15 protein-coding genes are annotated in these 13,513 nt (G+C 67.4%); 7 read left to right on the top strand and 8 right to left on the bottom strand.

The features are described 5' to 3' along the window. The coding region (locus A5698_RS08760; RefSeq protein WP_156670665.1) for an adenylate/guanylate cyclase domain-containing protein at window positions 1-956 on the bottom strand (956 nt) is incomplete at its 3' end. Window positions 957-1,011: 55 nt separating this feature from the next. Then, entirely contained in the window at window positions 1,012-1,512 is a 501-nt protein-coding gene (locus A5698_RS08755) for a DNA-deoxyinosine glycosylase (protein WP_068295583.1), read from the bottom strand. A gap of 34 nt (window positions 1,513-1,546) precedes the next feature. On the opposite strand from A5698_RS08755, the gene A5698_RS08750 reads away from it, so the two are divergent. The 3 genes from A5698_RS08750 (at window position 1,547) to A5698_RS08740 (ending at window position 4,661) form a co-directional block, all read left to right on the top strand. After that, window positions 1,547-2,662 (top strand): adenylate/guanylate cyclase domain-containing protein, encoded by a 1,116-nt coding sequence (locus A5698_RS08750; protein WP_231967350.1) that lies wholly within the window; start codon window positions 1,547-1,549, stop codon window positions 2,660-2,662. A gap of 161 nt (window positions 2,663-2,823) precedes the next feature. Further along, a complete protein-coding gene (locus tag A5698_RS08745) occupies window positions 2,824-4,194 on the top strand; it encodes an HNH endonuclease signature motif containing protein (protein ID WP_231967349.1) in 1,371 nt (456 codons plus the stop codon). 56 nt (window positions 4,195-4,250) lie between these two features. Continuing rightward, window positions 4,251-4,661, top strand: a complete 411-nt coding sequence (locus A5698_RS08740) for a hypothetical protein (protein WP_067088578.1) — start codon at window positions 4,251-4,253, stop codon at window positions 4,659-4,661. Here the strand turns inward: A5698_RS08740 and A5698_RS08735 are convergent. After that, window positions 4,651-6,870 carry a heavy metal translocating P-type ATPase gene (locus A5698_RS08735; RefSeq protein WP_068295580.1) on the bottom strand — a complete coding sequence of 740 codons (2,220 nt, stop codon included), beginning with the start codon at window positions 6,868-6,870 and terminating at the stop codon, window positions 4,651-4,653. The genes A5698_RS08740 and A5698_RS08735 overlap by 11 nt on opposite strands. Further along, window positions 6,870-7,076, bottom strand: coding sequence for a heavy-metal-associated domain-containing protein (locus A5698_RS08730; protein ID WP_067088582.1), 207 nt, complete (start codon window positions 7,074-7,076; stop codon window positions 6,870-6,872). The genes A5698_RS08735 and A5698_RS08730 overlap by 1 nt, the downstream gene beginning before the upstream one ends. Before the next feature lie 99 nt (window positions 7,077-7,175). On the opposite strand from A5698_RS08730, the gene dtd reads away from it, so the two are divergent. Continuing rightward, window positions 7,176-7,607 (top strand): D-aminoacyl-tRNA deacylase, encoded by a 432-nt coding sequence (gene dtd, locus A5698_RS08725; protein ID WP_068295578.1) that lies wholly within the window; start codon window positions 7,176-7,178, stop codon window positions 7,605-7,607. On the opposite strand, the gene A5698_RS08720 is transcribed toward dtd, so the two are convergent. Beyond that, the gene (locus tag A5698_RS08720; RefSeq protein WP_197506714.1) at window positions 7,608-8,489 is read right to left on the bottom strand and encodes an AIM24 family protein; all 882 of its coding nucleotides are present in this window, start codon (window positions 8,487-8,489) and stop codon (window positions 7,608-7,610) included. Window positions 8,490-8,584: 95 nt separating this feature from the next. Between A5698_RS08720 and A5698_RS08715 the strand changes: the two genes are divergently transcribed. Next, the gene (locus A5698_RS08715) at window positions 8,585-8,788 is read left to right on the top strand and encodes a hypothetical protein (RefSeq protein WP_068295585.1); all 204 of its coding nucleotides are present in this window, start codon (window positions 8,585-8,587) and stop codon (window positions 8,786-8,788) included. A 12-nt stretch (window positions 8,789-8,800) separates the two neighbouring features. On the opposite strand, the gene A5698_RS08710 is transcribed toward A5698_RS08715, so the two are convergent. Then, window positions 8,801-9,646, bottom strand: a complete 846-nt coding sequence (locus A5698_RS08710; protein WP_068295576.1) for a helix-turn-helix transcriptional regulator — start codon at window positions 9,644-9,646, stop codon at window positions 8,801-8,803. A gap of 85 nt (window positions 9,647-9,731) precedes the next feature. Between A5698_RS08710 and A5698_RS08705 the strand changes: the two genes are divergently transcribed. After that, window positions 9,732-10,508: an SDR family NAD(P)-dependent oxidoreductase gene (locus A5698_RS08705; RefSeq protein WP_068295574.1), complete on the top strand. Its 777-nt coding sequence runs from the start codon at window positions 9,732-9,734 to the stop codon at window positions 10,506-10,508. Window positions 10,509-10,572: 64 nt separating this feature from the next. Next, window positions 10,573-11,139 (top strand): ATP-binding transcription factor AbmR, encoded by a 567-nt coding sequence (abmR, locus tag A5698_RS08700; RefSeq protein WP_068295572.1) that lies wholly within the window; start codon window positions 10,573-10,575, stop codon window positions 11,137-11,139. On the opposite strand, the gene A5698_RS08695 is transcribed toward abmR, so the two are convergent. Beyond that, window positions 11,136-13,313, bottom strand: a complete 2,178-nt coding sequence (locus A5698_RS08695; protein WP_068295570.1) for a molybdopterin-containing oxidoreductase family protein — start codon at window positions 13,311-13,313, stop codon at window positions 11,136-11,138. The two genes, abmR and A5698_RS08695, sit on opposite strands and share 4 nt — an antisense overlap. Window positions 13,314-13,332: 19 nt before the next feature. Then, a partial coding sequence (locus tag A5698_RS08690; RefSeq protein ID WP_156670664.1) for a hypothetical protein occupies window positions 13,333-13,513 on the bottom strand: 181 nt, incomplete at its 5' end.

Raw genomic sequence — 13,513 nt, 5'->3', positions numbered from 1 at the left:
GCCTCGGCGTCGAGGCCGTCGGTCTGCGTGCCCGACCGCAGGAGACGCGCCAGGACATGGAAGGGGATCTCGCGCGCATGTGACTCGCAGTGGGTGCTGAAGACCAACATTCCGCGAGTGGCAGCGACCGCTGCGGTCTCGCGCGCGAGCCGACTCTTGCCGATCCCTGGCGGCCCGACGATGTTGACCACGCATCCCGCACCGGTCATCGCCTCGTCGAGGAGAGCGGTGATGGTGTTCAGTTCCCAAGTTCGACCGACCAAGGGTGCGTCGCTGCGGCGCCGGGGACGGCTTTCGGCGACGGCGAGCAATCGCCGTGCGAGCACCGCTGCGGTGGTTCCCTTGACGGGCACCGCTTCGGCGTCGGCGAGCTCAACCGCGTCCTCGACGAGGTGGGCCGTCGACTCGCTGAGCATCACCCCACCGGGCGGGGCGACCGCCTCCATCCGCTGCGCTAGCCCGACCTGCTCACCGATGGTCGTGTAACTCGCGGTGACAGAACCGATTTCGCCGGCGACCACTTCACCGGAGTTCAAACCGATCCGCAATGACAGGTCGGCCCCGTCGTGGCTCTTCACTGCGGCTGCGAGCCTAGCGGCCTCGGATTGGATGTCGAGCGAGGCGATACACGCGCGCAGGGCGTGGTCCTCCAGCGCGATCGGGGCACCGAACACCGCCATGATGCCGTCGCCGGTGAACTTGTCGACGGTCCCGCCGTAGCGGGTGACGATCGTCGTGCAGTGGTCTAGCAGCTCGGCCATGATCTCGCGCAACCGCTCGGGCCCGACCGCCGCGGCGAGGTCCATCGATCGGACGACGTCGGCGAACAGCACCGTCACCTGTTTGTACTCGGCGGGTCGTTGCGGCCCCGGTAGCGGCGCGCCACAGGCATCACAGAATCGGGCACCCGCTCGCGGTTCGCCACCGCATGCCCGACATGTCGGTGCAGTTGTCATCTGACACCTCCACGTCCGCATTGAGAATATGCGTCGCCAGAGCCGGCGGGGGACGTTATCGACGTGCGGACAGCGCTTCGCGCCAGATCGCGAGTTTCTCGTTGAACGGCATGGTCTGCGCCGGGCTGGTCGACGGCAGGCGTCGGTAGCTCAATTCATTTGCGACGGAAACGAGTCGGGTGTAGTTCTTCTCCGCTGCGGCGCCGTTGAACAAAACCAAACTGATATTGGGGTGCGTGTCGAAGAATTGCTGAAAGTCGTTCGCCACCATGCTTTCCGGTCTCACCGCGGAATCCAGACTGCCCGCGCGCCGACATGATCGCAGCACATCCCAGACCGCTATGCCATGAGCCCTCAGCGCGGCGCAACGCTGCTCGTACGGCGCGTCCGCCGCGAACCCGTAGATGTCGCCTGCGATGCGCCAGAAAGCATTGCGGGGGTTGCCGTAATACTGGTGCGCTGCCAGGGACATGACGCTGGGCATGTTGCCGAGGATCAACGTGTGGGGGCGTTCGCCGACGATCGGCGCGAACCCGTACAGCACCGGCGAACCCATGTTCCGACTATCGCACGGGGTATACGTTGGGCCGGTGGCCGATGACTTCGACGTCGAAGGGTCCGGTCTGCTCGACGGACTCGAAGGTGACGAACGCGCCGAACGCGCCGAATTGGTTTCGTGGTTGGTGAGCAGAGGCATCGACGTCGAGGTGATCCGCAACGCCTACCTGCCGATGCTGCTCGCCGCGCGTCAGGCACTGGGCGACGACGGCGTCTACGTCTCCACCCGGGAGACCAGCGAGAAGACGGGCATCGATCTCGACCTTCTGCAGCGCATCCAACGCGCGATGGGGCTGCCCACCGTCGACGACCCCGATGCGAAGGTCCATCTGCGCGCCGACGCCGAAGCCGCGGCATACGCACAGCGGTTCATCGAGATCGGGATCCTGCCGGACCAGATCATCCAGATCACCCGGGTACTCGCCGAGGGGTTGTCGAAGGCCGCCGAGGTGATGCGGTACGCCGGGCTCGCTTCGGTGCTCGACCCAGGCGCGTCGGAGCTCGTCATCGCCAAGAACGCCGAGGCGTTGGTGCGGACCGCAAACCCGCTGCTGGGCCCCATGATTCAGGACATGTTGCGGTTGCAGTTGCGGCATCTGATGGAGACCGAGGCGATCACCGCCTCCGAACGCGCGAAGGGCCAACGGCTGCCGGGTGCGCGGCTCGTGACGATCGCGTTCGCCGACCTCGTCGGCTTCACCCGGCTCGGTGAGGCCGTGCCGCCCGAAGATCTCGAGCGCCTCGCCCACCGGTTGTTCGATCTCGCGCACGAGGTGTCCGTCCCGCCCGTCCGGTTCGTCAAGACGATCGGTGACGAGGTGATGCTCGTCAGCCAGGAACCGGTGCCGCTGCTGGAGGCGGCGCTGACCCTCGTCGAAAAGACCAACGACGACGAGGATTTCCCACGGCTTCGCGTCGGCCTCGCCACGGGGATGGCCGTGAGCCGAACCGGTGACTGGTTCGGCGGGGCGGTCAATCTCGCGAGCCGCGTCACGGGCGCCGCTCGGCCCGGCTCCGTCCTGGTCTCGGAGTCAACGCACGAGGCGATCGGCGAAGACGAGCGGTTTTCGTTCTCGTTCGCGGGGTCCCGGCACTTGAAGGGGATCAAGTCCGATGTGAAGTTGTTCCGCGTGCGGCGGGCGGACTGAACTTGTCGGTGGTTCGAACTATTGTTCGATTATGGCTGAAGAAGGCTCGATACCTCGGACCCTAAGCCGGGTCTACGACAGGTCGCAGGCCTGACATGAGTGGGGGCGGGGTCGCCGATCGGGGGCAAGTTGTGAAGGCTCTTGATGCGTTGGATTCCGCGGTGGATGAGCTTGTTGGTTTGTCGGTGGAGGGGTTGGGGTCGCGTGATCTGGTGGAGGTGTTGTTTCGGTGTGAGCGGGTGGTTCGGCGGTTGCCGGTGGTCGATCATGCGGTGATCGCCCGGCTGGTGGCCGAAGTGGAGCCGAGGGCGGTGGGGGCGTGTTCGTGGCCGGAGGCGATAGCGACGGTGTTGCAGGTGTCGCGTAAGGAGGCCAGGCGTCGTATCGCGTCGGCGGCGGTGTTGGGTCCGCGGCGCGCGTTGACCGGTGAAGCGCTGGCGCCGGTGCTCGAACATACGGCGGCGGCTCAGGCGCGCGGACAGTTGGGTGGTGAGCAGGTGGCGTTGATCGAGAGGTTCTTCGACCAGCTGCCGATCTCGGTGAACTATCAGGCCCGTGAGTTGGCCGAGGCCGATCTGGCCCGCACCGGGGCCGGGTTGTGTCCTGAGGAGTTGCGCAAGGTCGCCGAGCGGTTGATGGCGCTGCTCGATGAGGACGGCACACCACCGGAGGAGGCCGAGCGTGAACGGCAACGCAAACGTTTCTTCGAGTTCGGTCCGCAAGGTGCTGATGGGATGAGCCGGGTGCGTGGGCTGCTCACCCCGCACGCGCGCGCCACCCTCGATGCGGTGATGGCCAAACTGGCCGCCCCGGGGATGGGCAATCCCGATGACCCCGACCCGTGCGTGGACGGACCGCCCTCGGGGGAGCAGTTCGTCAACGACGCCCGCTGCGCCGGGCAGCGCCAGCATGATGCGTTGATCGCGATGGGCCGCGCCCTGCTGGCGTCGGGGCAGTTAGGCCAGCACAACGGGTTGCCGTCGACGATCGTGGTGTCCACGACGCTGAAGGAGTTGCAGTCGTTGGCGGGGTTCGCCGTCACCGGCGGCGGCACCCTGGTGCCGATGGCCGACCTGATCGCCATGGCCGCCACCAGCGAGCACTACCTGGTGGTCTATGAGGATCATCGGGAGGTGCCGATGTATGTGGGACGGGCCAAACGCTTGGCCACACCCGGGCAGCGCATCGTGTTGCACGCCCGCGACCGTGGCTGCACCAAACCCGGGTGCAGCGCCCCGGCGAACTGGGCGCAGGTCCATCACGCCGCCCAAGACTGGGCCGACGGCGGGGCCACCGACATCGACGGGCTCACCTTGGCCTGCGGCCCGCACAACCGGCTGGTCACCGACGGTGGCTGGCGCACCCGCATCCGAGCCGACGGCCGCGTCGAATGGCTACCCCCACCCGAGCTCGACACCGGCCAAACCCGCATCAACAACTACCACCACCCCGAGAAATACCTCCTGCCCGACGAACCCGACGACCCACCCACCGACCCCGACAACCACCCCAAGAACAGCGAAGGGCCGTAGGACCCGACGCTTCCATTTCGAAACGGCTACTGGCGTGGGTGAATTACGATCCAGGCATGAGCCGGGTCGTCAAAGCTGTGCTGGTCACACTGGTCGTCGCGTGGTCCGGGCTGCTGGGTTTGGGTACAGCGAACGCGCAGCCACCGCAGCCGGCGTGCGGTTACACGCTGTCGCCGCCGCAGGTCGTCAACACCGACGGCGTGAGCAAGGTGACGGCGACCGTGTCATTCCTGGCCTGCGGCGCTCCGTTCCGTCCAGCGTGGAGCGTCGCTTGTGTCCACGTCGCCGGGCCCAATTCGCAGGGCCAGTGCACACAGGCGCGGGGGCCGGCAGCCGCGCAGGTCTTTTTCGCGCCGTACCAGCCGGGCGCGACCTACACCGCCAGCGGACGAGGCTGCGGCAAGGTCTTCGAAGACGCACTCGAGCCGAACTGCCAGATACTCGGACCGATCAACCTCACGCTGTAGCGGAGAACCGGCGCAGCCGGAGGCTGTTGCTGACCACGAACACCGAACTGAATGCCATTGCCGCACCGGCGATCATCGGATTCAGCAGGCCTGCCGCCGCCAACGGCAACGCTGCGACGTTGTAGGCGAACGCCCAGAACAGATTGCCCTTGATCGTCGCCAACGTCCTGCGCGACAGCCGAATCGCGTCGGCGACAGCGTTCAGGTCGTCGCGCACCAACGTGAGATCACTCGCCTCGATGGCGACATCGGTGCCACTTCCCATCGCGAGCCCGAGGTCGGCCTGGGCCAGCGCGGCCGCGTCGTTGACTCCGTCGCCCACCATGGCGACCACCTTGCCGTCGGCCTGAAGACGCTTGACCACGTCGACCTTGTCCTGCGGCAGCACCTCGGCGACGACGTCGTCAATGCCCACCTGCGCAGCGATCGTGCGGGCTGCGGCTTCGTTGTCGCCGGTCACCATCATCGGCCGCAAACCCAGAGCGCGGAGTCGTGAAATCCCTTCGGCCGACGTCGGTTTGACCGCATCGGCCACCACCAGCACGCCGCGCGCCGACCCGCCCCACCCGACGACCACCGCGGTCCGGCCTTGCGACTCCCCCTGTCGCACCGCCTCTTTCAGTGACTCGGGAAAGTCCTGCGATGTCAGCAGCCGCTGCCGTCCGACGATCACATCGCGTCCGTCGACCCATCCGCGCACTCCGAGACCACGCAGGTTGGTGAAGTCCTCGACCGCCGGCAGGTCGCCGAGCTTGTCCCGCGCGCCCTTCGCGATCGCCCGTGCGATCGGGTGCTCCGAACCGTCCTCGACCGCTCCGGCGATCCGCAGCACCTCGTCGGGCTGTTCACCGTCGGCGGCGACGACATCGATGAGCGTCATCTTGCCCGTGGTGACGGTCCCGGTCTTGTCCAACACGATGGTGTCGATCCGCCGCGTCGACTCCAACACCTCCGGCCCTTTGATCAGGATGCCGAGCTGCGCTCCACGCCCCGTGCCAACCATCAGCGCGGTCGGTGTCGCCAAGCCCAACGCGCAGGGGCAGGCGATGATCAGCACCGCCACCGCCGCGGTGAAGGCCGCCGCGACCGACCCACCGGTGGCCAGCCAGAACCCGAGAGTCGCGACCGACAACACGATCACCACCGGCACAAAAACCCCGGAGATTCGGTCGGCCAGTCGCTGTGCCTCCGCCTTGCCGTTCTGGGCGTCTTCGACCAGCCGCGCCATCTGCGCCAGCTGAGTGTCCGCGCCGATCCGCTTGGCCCGCACCACGAGTCGACCGTCGACGTTGACCGTCGCCCCGACGACCTCGTCGCCCGCAGCGACGTCCACCGGCACCGACTCGCCGGTCAGCATCGAAGCGTCGACCGCCGAGGCGCCCTCGACCACCACACCGTCGGCGGCGATCTTTTCACCCGGACGCACCACGAACTCGTCTCCGACGCCCAGCTGATCGATCGGAATGCGTTGTTCGCCATCGTCTCTGCGGACCACGACGTCCTTGGCTCCGAGCTCCAGCAACGCCCGCAACGCCGCACCCGCACGCCGTTTCGATCGCGCTTCGAAATATCGGCCCGCGAGGATGAACGTTGTGACTCCCGCCGCGACCTCGAAATACACGCTGCCCGAACCGTCGCCGCGTGACAGTGTCAACTCGAATCCATGCGTCATCCCCGGGGCGCCCGCGGTGCCCCAGAACAGCGCGTAGATCGACCATCCCAAGGCAGCGAGCGTGCCCATCGAGATCAGCGTGTCCATGGTCGAACTGCCATGGCGCAGGTTGGTCCATGCCGCGCGATGGAACGGCCAGGCGCCCCACAGCACCACCGGCGTCGTCAACGCCAGCGACATCCATTGCCAGTTCGGGAACTGCAGCGCGGGGACCATCGCCATCGCGATGACCGGGACGGTCAGCGCCAGGCACACCAGCAGCCTGCGCCGCAGTGCGACGGTCGGGTCCTCGTCGTCTGTCGTGCGGTCAGCAGGCAGGTGCGCGTGGTAACCCGCTTCTTCGACGGTGGCCAGCAGAGCCTGCGGCGTCACATCGGCGCCGTACTCGACGCGCGCCTTCTCGGTCGCGAAGTTGACGGTGGCCGTCACGCCGTCGAGCTTGTTGAGCTTGCGCTCGATCCGGTTCGCGCACGACGCGCAAGTCATACCGTCGATCGACAACTCGATCGTGTCGGTGGCCGCGGCGTCGGGTCTCATCAGCCGGCCAGGCGGTAGCCCGCCTCCTCCACGGCGCTTCTGATCGCGTCGGCTTCGACGGGTGCGACACTGTCGATGGTCACGGCGCCGCTGGCGACGTCGACGTCGACCGCCTGTACGCCCGGGATTTCGCCGAGTTCCTCGCGCACCGACGCCGCGCAGTGTCCGCAGGTCATTCCGGTGACTGTGACTGTGGTGGTAGCCATGCTCACCAGAGTACCCGATACCCCCTAGGGGTATTCAACCGGAGTCGGGTCTCAAGGGCCGGTCCGCACGCATCGGCGGCCATGGCAGCATCTGCGAGCATGCGAGTTCTCGCTCAGCGGGTCACGTCGGCCGCGGTCACGGTGAATGGCGAGGTCGTTGGGCAGATCCGGCCCCACGGCCAGGGGCTGCTCGCGCTCGTCGGCGTGACGCATGACGACGACGCGGACAAGGCCCGACGGATGGCCGAAAAGCTGTGGCAGCTCAGGATTCTCGACGATGAGAAGTCCGCGGCGGACGTTTCGGCGCCCATCCTGGTCGTCAGCCAGTTCACTTTGTATGCGAACACCGCGAAGGGCAGGCGGCCGGCATGGAACGCCGCCGCGCCGCGCGCGACCGCCGAGCCGGTCGTCACCGCGTTCGCCGATGCGCTGCGCGATCTCGGCGCGACCGTCCAGACCGGTGTCTTCGGCGCTCACATGCAGGTCGAACTCGTCAACGACGGACCGGTGACGGTGCTGCTCGAGCTGTGACTAGGCGGTCGCGACGTGCGGCACACCCTCGGACGGCTGGACGATCACGAAGCCCTGACCGTGGAACGCGACCTGGATCGCCTCGCCGGACCCTCGGCCGATCAGCGCGCCGGCCTTGAAGCTGGTCTTGAGCTGGGTCTGCAGATGCGCCGACCACGCGACCACAGCGTTGGTGTCGGCGAACGTCGGCGCCTCCGCCGCATTCAGCACCACCGGCGGCCCGTCGGTCGTCAGCGCGACCCATCCGGTTCCGCGCAGCGTCGTGTTGAACAGTCCGCCGGTCGCGATGCTGCCGCCGCGCACCCGCTCGATGTTCCAGTTCAGGCTCGACGAGAACGCCAGGACGTTCTTTCCGCTGATCGACAGCCCGGAGTTGTTCAGCGACAGCAGATGCACGTCGTACGCCCGCTCGGCGAGGAAAACGTCGCCCTGCCCCTGAACCCGCATCAGGGGCAGGCCCTCGCCCGTCAGCGCCTTCTTGATGAACTTCGAGGCGCCGCCACCCTCGAACGCGAAATCGACGTTGCCTTGGTAGGCCACCATCGACCCCTGCCGCGCCATGAACGGTTCGCCGAGGCGCACACGCAACATCTTCGTGTTCTGGTTGGCGATGGCCTTGGCCTCTTTCTCGCTGAACCGGCCGTCGACCAAGTCGCCGCTGATGCCTCCGAACCCGTCGCCGACGGCAGCGGCCTGCGGAGGCGCCGTCTGATGCGGGGGAGCCTGGGGGGCCGGGGGAGGTCCACCCAGTGACGTCAGCGGTGCTCGGCCCACCTGCCCCTGCTGCGAAACCTGGTCGGTCCACTGCTGACCGTCCCACCAGCGGTACTCATAGCGACCCTCGGGATCGGGGCGCCAGCTTCCGTTGATCGGTGCTGTCATGCGCTACAAACTAACCGGGCGACGGTCCCGCGGTGGGGGACTTTTCGGACTGGTTCACCGACGCCGAATCCGTCGTCGGCTGGCATTCTTGGGCTATGGCAAAGGACATCGACCGGGTACGGGCGCAGAGCGCCTTGGCGGTCATCAAGCAGCACCCGGGCATGGTGCTCTTCGTCGCCTCGCCCGCCCTTATCGCGATCGCCCTGGTGTGGTGGTTGGTCAGCCCGACGCTGGCCGTTCTGCTGCTGATCGGCGCGGTGGTCGGCGGCGGCTTCGTGTTGCTGCGCAAGCGCGGCTAGGCGTTGTCATGATCAGGCGTCGAGTCGCTGTGTGCCGATGACCGACAGCAGGCGCAGCGCCTCTTCCGACGCCGAACCCGGATCGGCCGTGTAGATGACGACCCGCTGATCGGCGTCGGCGACGTCGAGCACGTCGCAGTTGACCGGCACCGGCCCGACTCTCGCGTGGTCGAACGTCTTGCACAGCGCGACCGCGACGCTGACGTCGTGCCGCTCCCACAGCTCAGCGAATTCTGAACTGCCATCGCGCAGTTCGGCGATCAGGTCGAGTGTCTGCCTGTCTTCGGGATACTTCGCGGCCGTCGTGCGCAGATGCAGAGCGCAGATCTTGGCGAATTCGTCCGCATCGGACACGCCGTAGAGGCGCCGCCCGTCTGGATGGGGGCCGAGGAACACGCGCCGGGCCAGGTTCCGGTCGCGTAGCGGCAACGCGGAGAAATCCTCCATCAGTGCGCACGCCAGGTCGTTCCACGCGAGCACGTCGTAGGTCGCGGACAACACGATCGCCGGCGCGAGCGGAAGCCGCCGGACGAGATCGACGATGCTGTGCCGCACGATCATCGGCGGTCCGGTCGGCCTCTCGGGTGCCACCCCGGCGAGCGTGTAGAGGTACTGGCGCTCGGCGTCGGACAGGCGTAGCGCCCTGGCCAGACCCGCCAGCACCTCCGCCGACGGATGGGGCGCCCTCGCCTGCTCGAGACGTGTGTAGTACTCGGTGGAGATGAACGCCAGCTGCGCGACCTCGTCGCGGCGCAGACCCGGTGTGCGGCGACGGCGACGGAGGGGCAGGCCGACGTCCGTCGGGGCGATCCGCTCGCGGCGGCTCCGCAGGAAAGCGGCGAACTCCGTCCTGTCCATACCGCCATTCTTCAGGCTTTCGGTGTTTCAGCCAGGTATCGGTGGGACCTGGTTGTCGTCGGCGCGTCCGCACAGGCTCGATGCCATGACTCACACCACCACCACCGGTCTACTGGCCGGCAAGACCGCAATGATCACCGGTGCGGGGCGCGGCATCGGCGCCGCGGCCGCGCGGCTGTTCGCCCGCGAAGGAGCCTCCGTTCTGGTCACCGCGCGCACCGAAGAACAACTGCGTGCCGTCACCGACGACATCCGCGTTGCCGGGGGTGTCGCCGACTACGTCGTCTGTGATCTCGCCGACGCGGCCGATGTCCGTGCGGCCGTCGACACGGCAGTGAAGAAGTGGGGCCGGCTCGACATCGCCTTCAACAACGCCGCGACGTTCGTGCCGCCCGGGCCGATCGACCAGGTAGTCGAGGCGGACTTCGACCGCGTCTACGAGGTGAACCTCAAGGGCGTGTACCTGGCCATGAGTGCCGAGGTCCAAGCAATCCGCGCGACGGCGGGAACCGGCGCGATCGTCAACACGTCGAGCGTGGGGAGCCTTCGCGGCAACCCGGCACTCCCGGCGTACGGCGCGATGAAACGGGCCGTCAACAGCCTCACTGAATCGGCAGCGGTCACCTACGGCCCCGAGGGTATCCGCGTCAACGCGATCGCTCCGGGGACCACGCTGACCGAGATGATCCGGGAGTGGGAGAGCGCCAGCCCCGGGGTGATCGTTCAACTGGTGTCCGACTGCCCACTTGGCCGCGCCGCCGACCCCGAAGAGATCGCCCAGGCGGCGGCGTGGCTGCTCAGCGACCGCGCCTCCTATGTCACCGGTGCCGTCCTGCGGGTCGATGGCGGCACCTGGGTCTGACCTGCTCCGTTCGCCCACGGCGAACGACCGGATATAAACCGTGTAACGGTGTAAGCATGTAATCATGCGACACAATATCCATGGCCGCCGCCGTCAGGGCGGCTGGCAACAGGCACAGCAGCCCGATGCGGGCGACGCGGCCGACTGGTTCGCCGGCCGGCTTCCCGAGAGCTGGTTCGCCGCGGACCCGACGGTGGTGGTCGACCGCGAGGAAATCACCGTGATCGGCCGACTGCCGGAGGCCGCGGGCGACGAAAGCGAGGCGCGGGCGTCGGGACGGGCCGCGCGGTTCCGTGAAGAGACCAGGTCCGAACGCATGCACATCGCGGACGAAGCGGAGGCGCGTTACGGCCGCAAGGTCGCGTGGGGCATCGAGATCGGGGAACCGGGGGCCGACAACCATGAGCGAATCATGTTCACCAACATGGCCGTTCCGGTGATGACCAGGTTGCGTCAGCCCGAGCGCCAAGTGCTCGACACCCTCGTCGACGCGGGCGTGGCGCGGTCGCGCTCGGATGCCCTGGCGTGGTCGGTGCGTCTGGTCGGTGAGCATGCCGACGAGTGGCTGAGCAAGCTGCGCGAGGCGATGCGCAACGTCGACGAACTGCGCGCCGAAGGGCCGAACCTCTAAGCGTCCGAGCAGGAAACCCGTTCCACTCCAACGTATTGCGAACTCAGCGCCGACGTCTGCGACAGCGGGTCCACCGTTGCCCCCTCGACCAGCAGGTTGCGGTTGACGCCGTAGGAGACCGGCTCACTGCGCCCGTGCGGATCGAAGACCCGTGAACCCCAGCCGTGGTCGACGATGATCACGCCTTCACGCGGACGGTCGTTCACCACCGCCTTCAACTCGATGGAGCCGACGGGCGAGAACACCCTGACGACATCGCCGTCGCTCACCCCGAGGTCGGCGGCGTCCTTCGGGTGGATGACCACGTCGTTGCCCTTACCGGCCGGATGCAGACCCGGTAACTCGTTGAGCCACGAGTTCATCGAGTGCCGCTGCCTGCGGTTGGCCAGCTGGTACGGATAGCCGACCGGCGCCGCGGGACGCGGTTCGGCGAGCAGCTGGCGGGCGCGCGCGACGAACTCCGGTGGTGCGGTGTGCACGTTCTTGTCGTCGGTTCGCAGCGCGTCGCGGAAGTGGCCGAACTCGCGCGGGCCCAGCACCCAGCCATGCGGATGCGATATGACGTCGCGCCATTTGATCTTGTGGCCGTTGACCTTTCGCGAGGTCGCCACGACCAGACGGTCGATCCAGTGGGGACCGAATTCCAGGGCCTGCCTGCGAGTCGCGCGCGCAACCGCCCGCGTCGCCTTGATGAACCCGTTGAGGCCTTTGGCGCCGAACAACGGTCTACGCATCGCGAGCGCGAGGTCGGTGAAGATCTGCCATTCCTCGCGCACACCCGGCGGCGGCTCGACCACCTTTGCGCCGTACTGCAGGTACGGTTCGTCGTGCATGTTGCTGGTGAACGCCAGCAGGTCGTTGCGCTCCAGCCAGTGGGCGGCGGGCAGCAACCAGTGCGCGTGACGGTGGCTCTCCCGCTGGACGAAGTCAATCGCGACGAGCAGATCCAGGTCGGCGAGCGCGCGGTCCAGCTTGTCGCCGTCGGGTCCGGAGACGACGGGGTTACCGCAGTTGATCAGCATCGCGCGGATCTGGCCGCGGCCCGGCGTCGTGATCTCGTCGGGCAACTCGCTGAGTGCGTGCGCGCCCGCGACCATTTCGCGGCCCAGCAGTCGGCTGTAGTGCGGTTTGGCCTTGACCATCGCCGACATCCGGATGGCGTCGACGTAGCCCGGTTCGAAACGGCGGCCGCCGGGGCGGTCCATGCGGCCGGTGATCACGTTGAGCACATGGCCCAGCCACTCGGCGACCGTACCGGCCAGATGCAGGGACACCCCGGTGCGCGTCACCACCATGGCGCCGCGCGCCGCGGCGAAGTCGCGGGCCACCCGCTCGATCCGGTCACGGCTGATGTCGCAGCGGGCGGCGAGGTCGTCCAGATCGGCCGCCGCGACCAGGGCACGCAGGTCGTCCACGCCGGTCGCCAGTTCGGTGCAGTCCCCGTGGTGTTCGAGACCCTCGTCGAGGATGACCTTGACCATCGCCAGCAGCAGCGCCCAGTCCTGGCCGGGGCGCACTGCGAGGTGCGCGTCGGCCTTCTCCGCGGATTCGGTGCGCAGCGGGTCGACCACCACGATCGTCGCGCCCTGTTGTTGGCGCGCCAGGGCGCGGCGCCAGCCACCGGGTACCGTCTCGAGCCAATTCCACGCGCTCACTGCGGGATTGGTGCCGACGAGCAGGAAATAGTCACAGTTGTCGATGTCCGAAACCGGCGCCATCAGGATCGAACCGTACATCGCTTCCGCGACGACGTGCATCGCATTCTGGTCGACCGAGCCCACGGCGTAGCGGTTCTGGGTTCCGATCGCGTCCAGCCAGCCGTTCATGAAGATGACGTTGGAGGAGGAGAAGCCCGCCGGATTGCCGTAGTAGACACCGACGGCGTCGGGTCCACCGGCCTCGATCGCGGCGTTCATCCTGCTCGCGATGTCGGCAATGGCCTCGTCCCAGGTGGTCTCGACATAGGTGTCGCCGACGCGGCGCATGGGGTTGAGGATCCGGCGCGGATGTTCGACGAGGTGATGTGCGGTGCGGCCCTTGGCGCAGAAGTCCCGCCAGCTGTGCGGATTCTGCTTGTCGGCGGCGATCTTCGTGACGTGGTTGTCCTCGACCGTCACCTCGAGACCGCACGAGGCCAGGCAGATCCGGCAGAACGTATAGACCGTCTCGCTCATCGTCTCGAGCGTACGGCGGTCAGGCTTGCGTCATGGACCAATAAGCGCCACGCTTAGCGAGAAGCTCGCTGTGGGTGCCGCGTTCGATGATCCGGCCCTGGTCCATCACCACGATGAGATCGGCGTCGCGGATGGTCGAGAGCCGGTGGGCGATGATGAAACTCGTTCGATCCCGACGCAACTCGGCCATGGCCTGCTGG

This window comes from Mycobacterium sp. E136 (genome assembly GCF_001666865.1).
Lineage (GTDB): Bacteria > Actinomycetota > Actinomycetes > Mycobacteriales > Mycobacteriaceae > Mycobacterium.
This window is presented reverse-complemented; position numbering and strand designations above follow the sequence as displayed.

What these genes read in the sequence shown, in the direction of transcription:
- A5698_RS08715 (WP_068295585.1), top strand. Translation starts at nt 8,585, where the DNA reads ATGGCAAAGGACATCGACCGGGTACGGGCGCAGAGCGCCTTGGCGGTC.
- dtd (WP_068295578.1), top strand. Translation starts at nt 7,176, where the DNA reads ATGCGAGTTCTCGCTCAGCGGGTCACGTCGGCCGCGGTCACGGTGAAT.
- abmR (WP_068295572.1), top strand. Translation starts at nt 10,573, where the DNA reads ATGCGACACAATATCCATGGCCGCCGCCGTCAGGGCGGCTGGCAACAG.
- A5698_RS08710 (WP_068295576.1), bottom strand. Translation starts at nt 9,646, where the DNA reads ATGGACAGGACGGAGTTCGCCGCTTTCCTGCGGAGCCGCCGCGAGCGG.
- A5698_RS08705 (WP_068295574.1), top strand. Translation starts at nt 9,732, where the DNA reads ATGACTCACACCACCACCACCGGTCTACTGGCCGGCAAGACCGCAATG.
- A5698_RS08735 (WP_068295580.1), bottom strand. Translation starts at nt 6,870, where the DNA reads ATGAGACCCGACGCCGCGGCCACCGACACGATCGAGTTGTCGATCGAC.
- A5698_RS08740 (WP_067088578.1), top strand. Translation starts at nt 4,251, where the DNA reads ATGAGCCGGGTCGTCAAAGCTGTGCTGGTCACACTGGTCGTCGCGTGG.
- A5698_RS08695 (WP_068295570.1), bottom strand. Translation starts at nt 13,313, where the DNA reads ATGAGCGAGACGGTCTATACGTTCTGCCGGATCTGCCTGGCCTCGTGC.
- A5698_RS08730 (WP_067088582.1), bottom strand. Translation starts at nt 7,076, where the DNA reads ATGGCTACCACCACAGTCACAGTCACCGGAATGACCTGCGGACACTGC.
- A5698_RS08755 (WP_068295583.1), bottom strand. Translation starts at nt 1,512, where the DNA reads ATGGGTTCGCCGGTGCTGTACGGGTTCGCGCCGATCGTCGGCGAACGC.
- A5698_RS08720 (WP_197506714.1), bottom strand. Translation starts at nt 8,489, where the DNA reads ATGACAGCACCGATCAACGGAAGCTGGCGCCCCGATCCCGAGGGTCGC.